Source organism: Bacillus sp. FSL M7-1345 (assembly GCF_038006985.1).
Classification (GTDB): domain Bacteria; phylum Bacillota; class Bacilli; order Bacillales; family Bacillaceae_G; genus Bacillus_A; species Bacillus_A cereus_U.
The window spans coordinates 1,553,654-1,567,868 of record NZ_JBBOWG010000001.1 but is presented as its reverse complement, the minus strand read 5'-3'; the positions used below and the strand labels follow the sequence as shown (position 1 = coordinate 1,567,868).

Here is a 14,215-nt window from a genome sequence, read left to right as displayed (position 1 = left end):
ATATGAAAACTGAACAAGATTATGATCATTTTATTACGAGTTTTAAACAGCTATTTAATATGGATATCGCTTCCTATAAGCAAGATAGAATGCGCAGAAGAATCGATGCTTTCATTTCAAGAAAAGGTTTTGACAATTATATAAAATTTTTAAACAGTTTACGCACCGATCAAACATTATTTTTAAGTTTTATTGACTACATTACGATTAACGTTTCAGAGTTTTTCAGAAATAAAGAACGCTGGCAAACACTAGAGACAAAAGCTCTACCAAAGCTACTTGAACAAAATAACGGCAAATTAAAAATTTGGAGTGCTGCTTGTGCTGCCGGTGAAGAACCATATACGCTTTCTTTAATATTATCGAAGCATCTAGCTCCATTTCGTTATGATATTCAAGCAACGGATCTTGATTTTCATGTTTTAGAAACTGCGAAGCGTGGTCAATATACAGAACGCTCTTTGAAAGAATTACCTAATGATTTAAAACAACGTCATTTCACAAAAGAAGATGATACATATATATTGCATCAAAATATTAAACAGCAAGTTACATTCAAACAACATGATTTATTAATGCAGACATTTGATACGAACTACGACTTAATCATTTGTCGAAATGTAATGATTTACTTTACAGAAGAAGCCAGAATAAAGCTCTATGAAAAATTTAGTCGTTCTTTACGAAAAGGCGGCGTACTATTCGTTGGTAGCACAGAACAAATTTTAACACCCGAACGCTACAACCTTCAGCGTTTTGATACATTCTTCTACGAAAAAATATAGAAAAAGGTCGTCATAATTGAAATGACGACCTTTTTTTATTATATAATACGAATCAATATAATACCTATAACCCATATAAAGAGAAATAGAGCTGTAACAGACCATTTATGCTCTTGAATCGTATGTTTCAACGCATGCGATAATTGCGTCATATTCATTTCTGCAAGTGCTCTCCACACACTTGCATCACGTTCTTTAGAAATGCGATCCGTACCGCTAATTAAAATTGTTTCGTTAGACAATTTTGTCATGTAAGCTGTAATAACTGTGATCATTAAATTCGTATTTCCTTCTGATGTATCTTGTTCCACTCTAGAAATGAGCGCACTTACATCAAGTAACGGAATATGCACTTTTCTTCCAAACGAAAGCTGCACTTCAGCAAAATCATACGTTCCGTCTAATAACGGAACTCCCTTTATATGCGCTTGTTTAATAAGCCCATGCAAACTTCTAACAATCTGTTCATATATTTTTTCCGATTGCTTTCCTTCCTCGGACAACATATGTAGCTTTGAAAACAACTGCAACACTGTATCCATTTCTTTAGAAAGCATTTCTTTTACAATCTTTCCATCACCTAAACTCGCAAGTATAATCCCTATTTCATTATTTTTCGAAATGATTTGGGACTGCCCCGTAAACACAAGGTTACTTTGTTTTCGTTCTTTCTGAATTTCATGTTCTGAAATAGCTGCAGGCTGTTTTAATGGGTGTAGCGTCTTATTTTCAATTGTAGTACGTTTAATTTCCATTTAAGCGCCTCCACTACTATCAAATTATTAGCCCCACTCTTTATTACTCTTTAAAACTAAAAATAGTACAAATAATCCTGACATAATAGCAAACACATTAGAGGCTTGTACTCCCTGTTCACTTTTTTCTTCTTTCTTCTCTTGTTGTTCTTCTATTTTTTCTTTCTTTTTAGAAACAACTTGATCATCATTTTTACTTTTTTTCTCTTTAGGAGCCTTCACATTATTTACTTCCTTATTGTCTGTCGATGGCTCTTTTATAACGTATTTGATTTCCTCTTTCTCCTTCAACGGCTCTTTTATAAAATAGTTTACTTTCTCGTCTTGCTTTGGAATTTGAACAACTGGAAGTTTTTCTTCCGGAAGCGGAGTCGCTATTTTCGAATCTTCCTGCTTCTCAGCTTCTTTCTTATCTTCTAGTTTATTTTGATTCTCATGTTCTTCTATCTTTTCATTATCTTCCACTTTTTGTTCGATAATAGAAATGATATATTCACTCTCTGTCACAAGTTTGTTACCTGCCGCATCTGTTACTTCCACAATAAGTTGGTGCGGACCACTAGGTAACGCTTCTGTTATTTCAATTTGTTTCTGCCAATCCAGGTCGTGTTTATTATAGTCTAATAAAAAAGTAATATCGTTACCTTCTTCTTTTCCTTTTAATATAACTCGCACTTCATTAACAACTGATTCTATATCTACCGCTTTTACTCGTATATAAACAAATTCTCCCTTTTTTCGTTCAATAAAGTTCTCTTTCGCCTCATCAATAGTAACCTTCTCTAACTTCGGCAATTCTTTATCTATAGTGGGTATTTTGTTATTAATTCGAATGAGCGGAACATTTAATTCATTCTCTACTACTTCTTCCTTCTCATCTTCTTTATAGCTTTCAACGAGCTGAAGGTTCCAATCACCTTGCAAATCATATATTCCGACTTTGTAATTAGCGATCCATCGTTTCGTTTCTTCTTCATACTCGAAAGATATTACTCTTTCCTGTCTGTACTGCTCACCATTTTTTTGTAATTGCAATACACCTTTTACACTTTGAGTATTTTTTTCATTTGGCTCTACAGCAATTCGCAATTCTTCGCCAACCTGTAATTCCTGCTTATTAACTGTAATAATTCCTCGGTCTGTTTCTATCTTTCTTTCTTCTCGTTGTTCTTTCTCCTGCTCATTCTCTACTACTTTTTTTTCATCTTCAACCGGGGGTATTTCCGTTCGTTCCGACTGTTCCCGATCTTTTATATTTTGCTCTTTTTGCTCTTCTTGCTCATTCACTTCACTTACATTTTGCTCTTGTACACTTATTTCTTCCGCTTGCCCTTGCAACGGGAAGAAAGTACATATATGTAAAAATAGCAAACTCACTAGAAAAAACTTTACGTTTTTCATCTATTTGTTCAAACTCCTATAGCGATTTCGTCACTTTTACTCCGAAAAATCCATCTACATTTACAAGCTCTCCATAAGCAACCAATACATCGTTCACATAAATTTGAATTGGTTCATCAATATCTTCATCCAGTACGACCGCTTCATTTTCTTGTAAACTTAAAATATCTTGAATTGTCCTCACTGTACTTCCAAATACAAATTTAACATTCATTTCTACATTTTGTAGAATAGATGCATCCATATACACTGGCTCTACCTGTTTAACTTCTTGATATTCAATCGGCTGTATGACTGGTGCAGGAATTTCTTCCTCTTCAATAACTTCTTCAACTATTACTTCTTGCTCTTCCATCATCGGATAAAGAAGTCGTCTAACCATTTCTTTTGCTTCTGATATTGGTAGTATTTGATACATCTTTGACTGAAGAAGGTCACCAATTTCAATGTTAAACGTAATTTGAACGAGCTCGTCCACTTCCATCGCTTCTCCCAAATATTCCATTTCTTCTTTTAACGAAACAAATTTAACATCTGGTGGTGTCATATCCATTTTTTCTTTAAATATTTCTGACATTGCTGTTGCAGCATGCCCCATCATTTGGTTCATGATTTCTTTAATACCGCTTAACTCTAATTCACTTAGTTCTTTATCCGGATCGATCTCACCCGTTCCCATCATCATTAAATCTACCATTGTTAAAGCAACATCTTTCGTAAATACGAATACGTTCTCATTCTTTAATCCTTCAACAAAATCGACATTTAATATAACAAATGGGACTGGCACTCCGTCATAATGACGAACATTAATTGCCTCTACATTTGGTGTACTAATAGAAACAGGCTGATTTAAAAGCGTCGATAGTACGGTTGAAGCCGAACCAATTGAAATATTCGCAATTTCACCAAGCACATCTTTCTCTTCTTGTGTTAACTGCTCTTTCTCAACATGTTCTTCTACAACCTCAGTTTCCGCCACTTCCGTCTGCTCTTCTATTCCTTCTTCCACACCACCAGATAATTGTAATAATTTATTTATCATTTGTTTCGCATGTTCAACTGAAACAATTTGTACAAGTTTAGAGTCTATAAGATTATCTATTTTTAATTCAAACGATACTTTAACAATTACATTACTTCCATTAATACTAGAGATTTTCTCCATCTCTTCCTTAAGTTTCACAATTTTGATTGTAGGTGGGGACATATCCACTGTATCCTGGAAGAATTCCGACATAGACGTTGCTGCGAATCCCATCATTTGATTCATTGCTTCTTGTACTGCACTTAGCTCTAATTCACTAAGCTCTTTCCCTTCTTCAACTACCCCTGTTCCCATCATCATTAAATCCGCAATAGATAAAGCGACGTCTTGCTTTAAGACAAGTAGATTTTCCATATCTAATCCTTTTGTGAAATGGATATTTAATACAACATGCGGAATTTCAACATTACTTGTATCATATAAATCCACCAATTCAATATGAGGAGCAGTAATACTTACTTGCCTATTTAAGATTGTTGATAATACAGTCGAAGCTGAACCAAATGATATATTTGCAATCTCGCCAAGAATATCGCATTCTTGAGGCGTTAAATGCTCATTTTCTTTTTCTAGCACAATCGTGCTCGTATCCCCTTTTGTGTGTTGCTCAGGCATTTTCCCTGCCTCCTCATTTCTGTTTTTCTTTCAACGATATAAACTTTCTATTACACTCGTTATATTTATCAAACGTATTATTCCCACAATATTTGCAAACGACTATTGTTACACACTCAATGAATAGTTCTAACCAAAAAGCTCCCCAATTGTATACAAGTGGGGAGCTTCCTTCATTCCTATTATAAACCTTCTGGGTTTAAAATGAGGACCACTCGTCCATCACCGAGAATTGTCGCACCAGAGAAATAGTTAGAGCTCTCTGCAAAGAAGTCGCCTAATGACTTTAAGACTATTTCTCTTTGACCGATAATTGTGTTGACAATAAGTCCATAGCTACGATGTGAATTACGAACAATTAATACAGGAACCATTTGACTATCATATGATGCAAACGCATCATCTACTGTTTTTTCACCAAATACAGTGTTTAAATGTTTTACTTCAATAATTTGATTGCGATAATTTAAAACGTCTTTTCCTTGTAACGATTGAATATCTTCCTTTTGAATTCGAATCGCTTCGACTATATTACCGAGAGGCAACGCATAACGCGTATCGTTTGTTTGAACAAGCATTGATTGAATAATAGACAATGTTAACGGAAGTTCAATTCTGAATGTACTTCCTTTTCCTTCCTCAGAATCAATAATTAAATGCCCACCTAAACTATGAATCGTATGTTTAACAACATCTAATCCAACACCACGTCCAGAAAGGTCAGACACAACTTCAGCTGTACTAAATCCTGGTTGGAAAATAAGATCATACACTTCACGATCCGTTAATTTATTTGCCTCTGTTTCTGTTATAACACCATTTTTAATCGCTTTTTCTAATACTTTCTCTTTATAAATACCGTTTCCATCATCAGTAATTTGAATTACGACATGATTTCCGCTATGGAACGCTTCTAATTTAATAGTACCTGTTTCATTTTTGCCGGCATCACGGCGTTTTTCAACAGTCTCAATCCCATGATCAATTGCATTACGAATTAAATGAACGAGTGGATCACCAATTTCATCAATAACTATTTTATCAACTTCAGTATCTTCACCTGTAATTTGTAAATCGATTTTTTTCCCTAAATCTTTCGCTAACATGCGTACCATACGCGGGAAACGATTGAAAACTGTTTCAATTGGTACCATACGCATATTTAATAGTACATTTTGAATATCTTTTGAAATATCCCCTAATCGATTTAAATGCTCGATTAACTCCTTATTTTGAATCGTTTCTGCTAATTCATCAATTCGTCCACGCTCAATTACACTTTCTTCAAACATATTCATTAATGTTTCGATTTTTTCTAACTGAACACGAATAGAACGATTCTCCACTTTAGCATTTTTCGTTTTTGTAGTACGTTTAGTTGACGTATTGCTCACCAGTTGAATTGGCAGTTCTAACGATGACTCCAGCTGTCTGGTTTCAACCTGTTGAATCGTTTCTTCCACCTGTACGCCTTCTTGTACTTTATGACTACCTTGCTTCACTTCTACTTTCTCAATTTCAGAAACATGAAGCACTACTCGTTTCAATTCTTCAACACTATGATCGGTATTCATATATACTGTAAACTCAAATCCAAAAGCATCCGCTTCAATTTCTTCAATGCTTGGAACCGTTTTTTGTATATTACCTAAATTTTGTAATGCTTCAATACACATAATGGCACGTACTGCTTTTAAAATAGCTTGTTGTTCAACAGTTATATATACTTCATGCGAAACTGTATCATCATTATTTATACTACTTTGCTCTGCATTTTCCATAGAAGCTTCTACATTTCCGTTCAATAATGCTTCTAATTTAAATTTCGTTGATACAACATCTATATTACCCATTCCGCCTTGCTGCACATCTGCAACCATCTTTTCTAAATTATCAATACATTCAAAAACAACATCAATAATATTAGCATTCACCATCATATTTCCATGACGGATTTCGTCTAAAACACTTTCCATCTTATGCGTTAAATCCGCCATTTCTGTAAATTCCATACTCGCAGACATACCTTTAAATGTATGAGCTGAGCGGAATATTTCTCCTACAACACCCATATCGGCAGGATTCCGTTCTAAATTTAGCACATTTTCATTTAGCGACTGTAAATGTTCTTCTGCTTCTTCAAAAAATATATTTAATAGATCTGTTTGCACTTTAATCCCCTACCTGTCTAACAAACATTTCATTTATGTATAACAATTTAGTGTTTTAAAACAAGAAAAAAAGGGGCCACATATCTATCTACTATCATTGTTTTGATTCCTTGTGGCACCCCTTATATTAGCTGTTTGCTACTTTTGTTAAAGCTTCAATAACACGATCCGCTTGGAATGGCTTTACAATAAAGTCTTTTGCCCCGCCCTTAATCGCATCTAACACCATACCCTGTTGTCCCATTGCGGAACAAATGACAACCTTTGCACTCGAATCAATTTTCATAATTTCTTTTAATGCTTCAAGTCCGTCCATTTCAGGCATCGTAATATCTAGTGTTACAATATCAGGTTGAAGCTCTTTATACTTTTGAATCGCTTCTACCCCATTCTCTGCTTCACCGATAACTTCAAATTCAGAATTACTTTTTAACAAGTTTTTAATCATTGTTCGCATGAACATCGCATCATCTACAACTAAAATTTTATGTGCCATTCTTTTCGGTTCTCTCCTTACTATGTATAAAAATATCTTAATATTTCACCTTATCATTCTCACTCATTATACAAAATAAAACGATAAAATTTAATATTTTTTTAAAAGAATTTCTGTATTTTTATTATTTTATTACTAAAATAGAAATATATTATTCCTTAATATATATTACAACGCGGCGGTTCTTCTCCCAATTTTGTGGTGAATCATTTGGTGCTACTGGTTTTGTGTCTGCATACCCTACCGCTGCTAACCTTTTATCATCCACATTATACACTTCAATTAAATGATGAATCATATTAGCTGCACGTGCTGAAGATAATTCCCAGTTGGAAGGGAATTTTTCATTATGAATCGGTCTGCTATCTGTATGTCCTTCTACAACAATTGGATTTGGTACCGATTGGAAGAACCCTACTAATTGACTAATTACTTCTTTCGCTTCCGGCTTAACATTCGCATCACCCGTATCGAATATTAAATTGTCTACTATAACGATGCTAACACCTGTATCTTCTCGATATACATTCACTTGACTAACACCATTATTATCCACATATGCTTTTAACTTTTTATACAATTCATCCATGCGCTTTTTTGAAACTGCTTTTTCATCATTTTTTTCATGTGAAATATCTGGTATTGTATTTTCCATTACTTTTGCATTTACTTGCTCCGCGTCACTGAACTTTTCAAGCATCTTTGATAATTTTACTGTATCTTGCTTTGAAGTCGCAACTAGTAATACAAAGAAAGTTAGCAATAACATCGTTAAATCAGTAAAAGTCGTCATCCAACGAGGCGATCCTCTTTGCGGTCGCTTGCTCATCATACCACTCCTCAAACTACTAGGCTGCTCGTTTTTCTTTTTTTATCTTCGTTTCATATACGTATGTATCAAGTTTTAACTTTAATTTGGAAGGAATTTGTCCTCGGTACAGCTCTGAAATTGCTTCTATTACAAACTTCTTCTCTGTATACAAATCTTCAATACCGCGATACACCTTTTCAGATAACGGTATTGCAATCATATTTGCAATCAAAGATCCATATAATGTCGTCAACATCGCAACTGCCATCCCTGTACCAATTTGTGAGGTATCTTGTAAGTTTTGCAACATAATAATAAGACCAATTAATGTTCCTATCATGCCCCATGCTGGAGCGAAATCACCAATTTTATCTAATAATGTCGCTCCTTTTCTTAACTCATACACTTCAGTTTCAACATCTTTCATTAACACTTCTTTTAATTCCACTTCATCATAGCCGCTTAACATTAAACGAATTCCCTTTTGAATAAAAGGATTGTCTACTTGCTCTCCATCAACTTCTAAAGAAAGTAAGCCATGTTTTTTAGACTTTTTCGAAAAATCAACGAACAAATCCGTTAACTGTTCTAAATCTTCTTCTCTTCTATGTAAAACAGTAAAAATACTTTTCGTATATTTTTTTATTTCTCCAAATCTATATGCCACAACGATTGTCGCTGTTGTTCCTCCTATAACGATTAAAATAGATGAAACATCTAAGAAGTTTTTAAAACCTTTTATTCCACCGCCGCCAAGCATGATTGCCGCTATTACAATCGCAAAACCTACTATAATGCCAATTGGGCTAGAAATGTCAAACTTCCTTTTTTTTCTTTGTGGTCTAGCTAATACTTGATTTTCGTCTCCCATATTCCTGCCCTTCCTTTTCATTTTTATAAAACATTTTTTTATTTTAATAATGCGTTTTCACATATAACATTCATTATACGCTTATCATCTATTTATCGCAATATACTCATAAAATTGACACATTTCATTTCCATATTAGAATTATAGTATAGAAATATGAGGAGGATCACGATGGAACATAAAATTTTGCAAGTCATTGCATTAGCAGAAAAACTAAAATATGAAATGCGACATAGTTGGCTTTCTAACGGACGTCAAGAAAGTGTTGCTGAACATACGTGGCGTATGTCCTTAATGGCTATCTTAGTTGAGCCTTATTTGGATCAAAAAGTACACATAGAAAAATTACTTAAAATGGTCATAATTCACGATCTTGTTGAAGCAGAAGCTGGTGATATTCCTGCCTTTGATACAATGAATAGCCATGAATTACAATTACAAAAACAAAAAAATGAGCAAAAGGCTATTTTAAATATTAAACATACACTAGAAGGTTCTCTTGGCGAAGAATTATACGATTTATGGATGGAGTTCGAAGCGAAAGAAACGTATGAAGCAAAAGTTGCTAACGCGCTCGATAAACTTGAAGTGAAAATTCAACATAACGAAGCTGATATTGATACTTGGCTACCAATTGAGCATAAAATGACTTTCCAAGTTGGTAAACATACAGATTTTGACTCTTTCTTGTCTAAATTACAAAAAATCATTGAACAAGACGGAGAAAAAAAATTAATCGCTGCCGGCATTGATGTTGAAGCATGCAAACAGTAACCATTTAATTATGAAATAAGACACTCATTTTGAGTGTCTTATTTCATAATTGTTGATATTGCCTGCTTATAAATAAGTTGTTGTTTTCCATCTACTAATATTAATACTGTAAATCTATCTACTCCAACTACTTCCCCTACTATTCTTACTCCGCTCTTTAAGAATATAGTAACTGCACCTTTTTCTTCTTTTATTTGTTTATACAACTCTTCTTGTAAGTGTTCCATAACTTTTCTCTCCTTTACAAATAAATAATCCTAATATAAAAAAATAAAGATTAATCACTTATATACTATTTCTTTTACATTCATAAACTTATTAATTAGTATATCTAAATCTCGACTAAATAACAAAACTTTATCATGATCTAATCCATGCCTAGCAACAAGTTGAATTAACTCTTTCTTTTTGTGTTCTATTTTATTGTGTAATTGTCCCATCTCCATCTCTATACTAAAACTCCCTTTTCCCATAATATTACTTGTAAAATTATAGTACATTTTCACTCATAAAAAAATAAAAAAATGGTTTTTTTTACAAATTTTATATTTATGAAAAGAAATTTTAATGTAATTGTAAGTTACATACCCCTTCCATTTACAATCCATTCACCTAGTATACACTTCCATATTGTTTTACCATTTTCAAAAAAGCGCTATGAAACAAAGTGAATATCATATTTAAATCAGATCAAAGGCTCTTGTCTAATTAGAAGTAAGACTTGCTCCTTTTCCAAATAAAAACATATCTTATAAAGTAATCCATTAGTTATATAGATTAATTTCCTAAAAAGGAGGAAAAAACATGAGCTTTGGTGGTAGTTGCGCTGGTTTCGGCGGTGGATTTGCTTTACTCATCGTGCTATTCATCCTTCTAATCATTATCGGATGTAGCTGTTGGGGTGGCGGCGGAGGGTTTTAAATATAATACGTATCCTTTTCGCTAAACCCTAAATGAATAAAATATGTTAACTAAAAACTATACGAAAACAGCTCATATTTGAGCTGTTTTTTCATACTTTCGTATGAATTAATATCCTTCTTTTAAGTGATTTCAATAAACAAAGCATCGTTTAATATAAAATAAGAAACATTTTTACTAAGGAGGATTATAATGATTAAAGGTCTTTATGAAGCACATTTACCTGTCTGTAATTTAGAAATTTCGATACCTTTTTATGAATCACTGGGGCTCAAATTATATAAAAGAGACAAAGATATCGCCTTCTTTTGGATTGTAGAAAATGAAAGTTGGATTGGTCTTTGGGAAGGAAAAGAATACAAAGTTAATTATCATCCATCCTTACGACATATCGCTTTCCAAGTAAGATTACACGATTTAGAAAACGCGATACACTGGCTCAAACAGAAAGGAATTCCAGTGCGAAAAGACTTTGGAATGGAACCAATTGAGCCAATCGTTTTTCCCGAGCTAGCACACGCCTCTATATATTTTAATGATCCTGATGGAAACAGTTTAGAATTTATTGCAAAATTACCTGTTGAACTACTCAAGGCAGAAAAAATGTATTTAAGCGAATGGAAAAAACAAGTACAAGCATCGCTAATTTTTAGTTGATACCATTCATTAGTGCTGAGTAACAATAAAATTGTTTAAAAATGTAAGTGCTACCATTTGAGAAGAAACTAAATATTTATGTTAAAATAAAAGTGAGATTGTGAAGTATTACACTTAATCTATAGGCTCGAATCAGTTAAATTCGATTTTCATAGTGAAAAAATATTTATTAAATTTGATTAAATAGGGGATTATTTTGGAGACTACATTAATTTTCATATGTATTATATTAGTGGCTTCTGTTTTGCAAACAAGTACAGGTTTTGGCTTTTCCATAATGGCAACACCTTTCTTACTAATGTTATTCCTACCACAAGAAGCTATACAAATAAACATTATTTTATCATTAATTATTTCAATATCACTCATTTGGAAAATAAGAATGGACATTGACTTTATTCTACTGAAAAGATTAACTTTTGGAAGTATAGTTGGTGTACCTTTTGGTATTTTAATCTTCACTTCTATTAACATAAACGCTTTTAAATTAGCAATCAGCATCCTGCTCTTAATCTTAACATTGATGCTAATATGCAAATTTAAGATTAAATCAACACAATCTAGGGATTTCGTAGTTGGTGGCTTATCAGGCCTTTTAACGACAAGTATTGGTATGCCAGGACCTCCCTTGTTACTATACTTTACAGGAACTGATACTGAAAAAGGGAAGTTAAGAGCAACTACTTTGGCTTTTTATCTGTTTATATATTTCATTAGTCTCATAACTCAAATACTCTTTACTGGAACGAACAGAACAATTTGGGAATCAAGTTTTTATGCAATTCCAATCATATTTCTAGGTTTGTTTATAGGCCAAATTATTTTTAAATGGCTTAATCAACGGACTTTTAAAATATTTACATATATCCTTTTGAGTTGCACAGGTATTTATCTCCTTATTGAAAGTTTGAATTTGTTATAAATAAGTTTTTCAAATTAGAAGGTGCTTTAGAGTGTGCAATAACACATAGATCTAAACGAATTTATTGGTGTATTTGTAAGTGCAGTGGAGTATTTCACATCAAAAATTAAACAAATTTTTTTTAACCCCGTCTTAAAATCAGAACGGGGTTATACGTGTTTTAAGTTTTTAAATTAAATAACTTTATTGTCAGTTTACAATTAGTAATCCCACTGATGATTCTTTCATGAGAAGAATATTTTAAAGCTACAAGTTCATCAATAGAATACTAACTAAACCATAAAAAGCGGCTATTAGGCCGCTTTTTACATTAAATATTTTATAAAGCAAAGACCTGAACTTACTATCACGAATATATTAAAGAATAAGAAAAATCCTTTTTCAAAATCTGTATACTTTTCTACTTTTACTCCGCGTTTTTTTAACTCCATAATAATCATTGCAATTTCTTGTGCATACTCAATACTTCCAAATTGTATATAGCTGTTATTATATTTAATCTCAAAGACATTTTTCATTTTTTTATGTTGCGAAATAGATTGTATATCTTCTATTGGCATTTCATTCTCATTTTCTATCACTTTTGTAAAAATTTATTAATTTTTATTTCTATATATATGATAGCAAACAAAATACATTTCTCCTCAAAAAAAGACAAACCCGCATCTCAGGTTTGTCTTTTACTCATTTTTTATTTAATCCTTTCTCACTCAAAAACTCTTTCATATGCATTCTCTTCTCTTTTGACATAAATGTGCTCATTGATTCCGTCCATGTTACGTTTTTTTGATTTGACGATCTTTCTTTGTAATACGCACTCATCGTTTCATCATATTCGTTTAATAATTCATCATATTTCTTTTCATCGTATCCATTTTCATGAAGAATGGCCGCTACCGGTAAACGTGGCTTAACTCCATGATCTTCATCTGGTACGCCAACTGTCATTCCGAATACCGGATATACTTTATCCGGTAAATGAAGCAATTCACTCACTTCTTTCGGGTTATTACGAATTCCGCCAATATAACAAATGCCGTATCCTAATGATTCAGCTGCAAGTGCTAAGTTTTGTGCAAATAATGAGGCATCTACTGTTGCTACAATAAAGTCCTCTACTCCCTCATGTTTAATTTCTGTTCCATGTTTCTCACATGCAGTTTCTAAACGTTTTAAATCCGCACAGCATACAAAGAATGCTGCACAGTCTTTCACATGACGATTCCCGGATAATTCAGCTAGTTTAGCCTTTAGTTCTTGATCTGTTACATATATAAGAGAATACGCCTGTACAAAATGTGAGGAAGCCGCATGCTGAGCAGCTTGCACTATTCTTTCTACTATCTCTTTTGAAATTGGTTCTTCTTTATATTTACGAACTGAAACGTGTTGCTCCATTTTATGTATCATCTCATTCATGAAAATCACTCCTTCTTTCTCTTCATAATGAAAAATTAACATATCTTTTTCATTATTCACAACTTATAAGCACAAAAAGAGCAATTCTTTTCGAATTACTCTTTTTTAATGTCTATTAATACGGTATATGAAATTATATCGGTCGTTTCGACAAAGGATATCGACTTATCAACAAATAACGAAAGATTTATATGCTATTATGCAATTGTTGTTAAGCTGCTTTCAAAACTTTAATTCCTTTAACAATATTCCAAATGAAGTAATAAATTCCTACAAGAATAAACACTGCATACGTTATAACCATTCCAATTCCAACGCTCTCAGATTGATTGAAACTTAAACCGTATACCCCTGATAAAGCTAATCCGCCAAATAAGATTGCGTACGGGAAAATATGTGACCAAAATGCTTTTTTTGCGTGATATTTCACTTCATCTTCCGCAACGAAGTACACGATAATTGGCAGTAAAAATGGTGCAAAAAAGATACTAAAGTAACATAGCGAAGATAAAATATTATTTCCTTTCATCCGATTCACCTCTAAAGTTTTTTGTTACCTTCATTATGTC

General features: G+C 32.9%; 16 protein-coding genes and 1 pseudogene. 5 read left to right on the top strand and 12 right to left on the bottom strand.

Annotated elements, in window-relative coordinates; all coding sequences use genetic code 11:
* The first annotated feature begins 2 nt into the window (after positions 1 to 2).
* The gene (locus MHB76_RS08165; RefSeq protein WP_078173224.1) at positions 3 to 785 is read left to right on the top strand and encodes a CheR family methyltransferase; all 783 of its coding nucleotides are present in this window, start codon (positions 3 to 5) and stop codon (positions 783 to 785) included.
* 38 nt (positions 786 to 823) lie between these two features.
* Here the strand turns inward: MHB76_RS08165 and MHB76_RS08160 are convergent, their stop codons facing one another.
* The 7 genes from MHB76_RS08160 to MHB76_RS08130 form a co-directional block, all read right to left on the bottom strand.
* A complete protein-coding gene (locus MHB76_RS08160) occupies positions 824 to 1,540 on the bottom strand; it encodes a hypothetical protein (protein ID WP_078173047.1) in 717 nt (238 codons plus the stop codon).
* A gap of 27 nt (positions 1,541 to 1,567) precedes the next feature.
* Positions 1,568 to 2,941 (bottom strand): transglycosylase, encoded by a 1,374-nt coding sequence (locus MHB76_RS08155; protein WP_078173046.1) that lies wholly within the window; start codon positions 2,939 to 2,941, stop codon positions 1,568 to 1,570.
* A gap of 16 nt (positions 2,942 to 2,957) precedes the next feature.
* Positions 2,958 to 4,604, bottom strand: coding sequence for a flagellar motor switch protein (locus MHB76_RS08150; RefSeq protein ID WP_016104381.1), 1,647 nt, complete (start codon positions 4,602 to 4,604; stop codon positions 2,958 to 2,960).
* 182 nt (positions 4,605 to 4,786) lie between these two features.
* The gene (locus MHB76_RS08145; RefSeq protein WP_016104380.1) at positions 4,787 to 6,775 is read right to left on the bottom strand and encodes a chemotaxis protein CheA; all 1,989 of its coding nucleotides are present in this window, start codon (positions 6,773 to 6,775) and stop codon (positions 4,787 to 4,789) included.
* A 127-nt stretch (positions 6,776 to 6,902) separates the two neighbouring features.
* Positions 6,903 to 7,271, bottom strand: a complete 369-nt coding sequence (locus MHB76_RS08140) for a response regulator (RefSeq protein WP_000940577.1) — start codon at positions 7,269 to 7,271, stop codon at positions 6,903 to 6,905.
* A 151-nt stretch (positions 7,272 to 7,422) separates the two neighbouring features.
* A complete protein-coding gene (locus MHB76_RS08135) occupies positions 7,423 to 8,100 on the bottom strand; it encodes an OmpA family protein (RefSeq protein ID WP_016104379.1) in 678 nt (225 codons plus the stop codon).
* Between the two features lie 19 nt (positions 8,101 to 8,119).
* Positions 8,120 to 8,953, bottom strand: a complete 834-nt coding sequence (locus MHB76_RS08130) for a flagellar motor protein MotP (RefSeq protein WP_016104378.1) — start codon at positions 8,951 to 8,953, stop codon at positions 8,120 to 8,122.
* A 171-nt stretch (positions 8,954 to 9,124) separates the two neighbouring features.
* On the opposite strand from MHB76_RS08130, the gene MHB76_RS08125 reads away from it, so the two are divergent.
* A complete protein-coding gene (locus MHB76_RS08125; RefSeq protein WP_016104377.1) occupies positions 9,125 to 9,727 on the top strand; it encodes an HD domain-containing protein in 603 nt (200 codons plus the stop codon).
* Between the two features lie 38 nt (positions 9,728 to 9,765).
* On the opposite strand, the gene hfq is transcribed toward MHB76_RS08125, so the two are convergent.
* Complete coding sequence (hfq, locus tag MHB76_RS08120; protein WP_002012071.1) at positions 9,766 to 9,954, bottom strand: RNA chaperone Hfq; 189 nt, start codon at positions 9,952 to 9,954, stop codon at positions 9,766 to 9,768.
* 54 nt (positions 9,955 to 10,008) lie between these two features.
* Positions 10,009 to 10,227: an aspartyl-phosphate phosphatase Spo0E family protein gene (locus MHB76_RS08115; protein ID WP_016104376.1), complete on the bottom strand. Its 219-nt coding sequence runs from the start codon at positions 10,225 to 10,227 to the stop codon at positions 10,009 to 10,011.
* A gap of 304 nt (positions 10,228 to 10,531) precedes the next feature.
* Here MHB76_RS08115 and MHB76_RS08110 point away from each other — a divergent pair, with 304 nt between their 5' ends.
* The 3 genes from MHB76_RS08110 to MHB76_RS08100 all read left to right on the top strand — a co-directional run bounded on the left by MHB76_RS08110 (position 10,532) and on the right by MHB76_RS08100 (position 12,227).
* A complete protein-coding gene (locus MHB76_RS08110; protein ID WP_000007805.1) occupies positions 10,532 to 10,648 on the top strand; it encodes a YjcZ family sporulation protein in 117 nt (38 codons plus the stop codon).
* Between the two features lie 192 nt (positions 10,649 to 10,840).
* Positions 10,841 to 11,305, top strand: a complete 465-nt coding sequence (locus MHB76_RS08105; protein WP_002202560.1) for a VOC family protein — start codon at positions 10,841 to 10,843, stop codon at positions 11,303 to 11,305.
* A 196-nt stretch (positions 11,306 to 11,501) separates the two neighbouring features.
* Complete coding sequence (locus MHB76_RS08100) at positions 11,502 to 12,227, top strand: sulfite exporter TauE/SafE family protein (protein WP_078173044.1); 726 nt, start codon at positions 11,502 to 11,504, stop codon at positions 12,225 to 12,227.
* Positions 12,228 to 12,532: 305 nt separating this feature from the next.
* On the opposite strand, the pseudogene MHB76_RS08095 reads toward MHB76_RS08100, so the two are convergent.
* The 3 genes and pseudogenes from MHB76_RS08095 to MHB76_RS08085 form a co-directional block, all read right to left on the bottom strand.
* A pseudogene (locus MHB76_RS08095) lies at positions 12,533 to 12,799 on the bottom strand (hypothetical protein); the annotation flags it as partial.
* 112 nt (positions 12,800 to 12,911) lie between these two features.
* The gene (gene nfsA / locus MHB76_RS08090) at positions 12,912 to 13,646 is read right to left on the bottom strand and encodes an oxygen-insensitive NADPH nitroreductase (RefSeq protein WP_016104371.1); all 735 of its coding nucleotides are present in this window, start codon (positions 13,644 to 13,646) and stop codon (positions 12,912 to 12,914) included.
* A 211-nt stretch (positions 13,647 to 13,857) separates the two neighbouring features.
* Complete coding sequence (locus tag MHB76_RS08085) at positions 13,858 to 14,175, bottom strand: DUF4870 domain-containing protein (RefSeq protein ID WP_002158508.1); 318 nt, start codon at positions 14,173 to 14,175, stop codon at positions 13,858 to 13,860.
* Between the last annotated feature and the right edge of the window lie 40 nt (positions 14,176 to 14,215).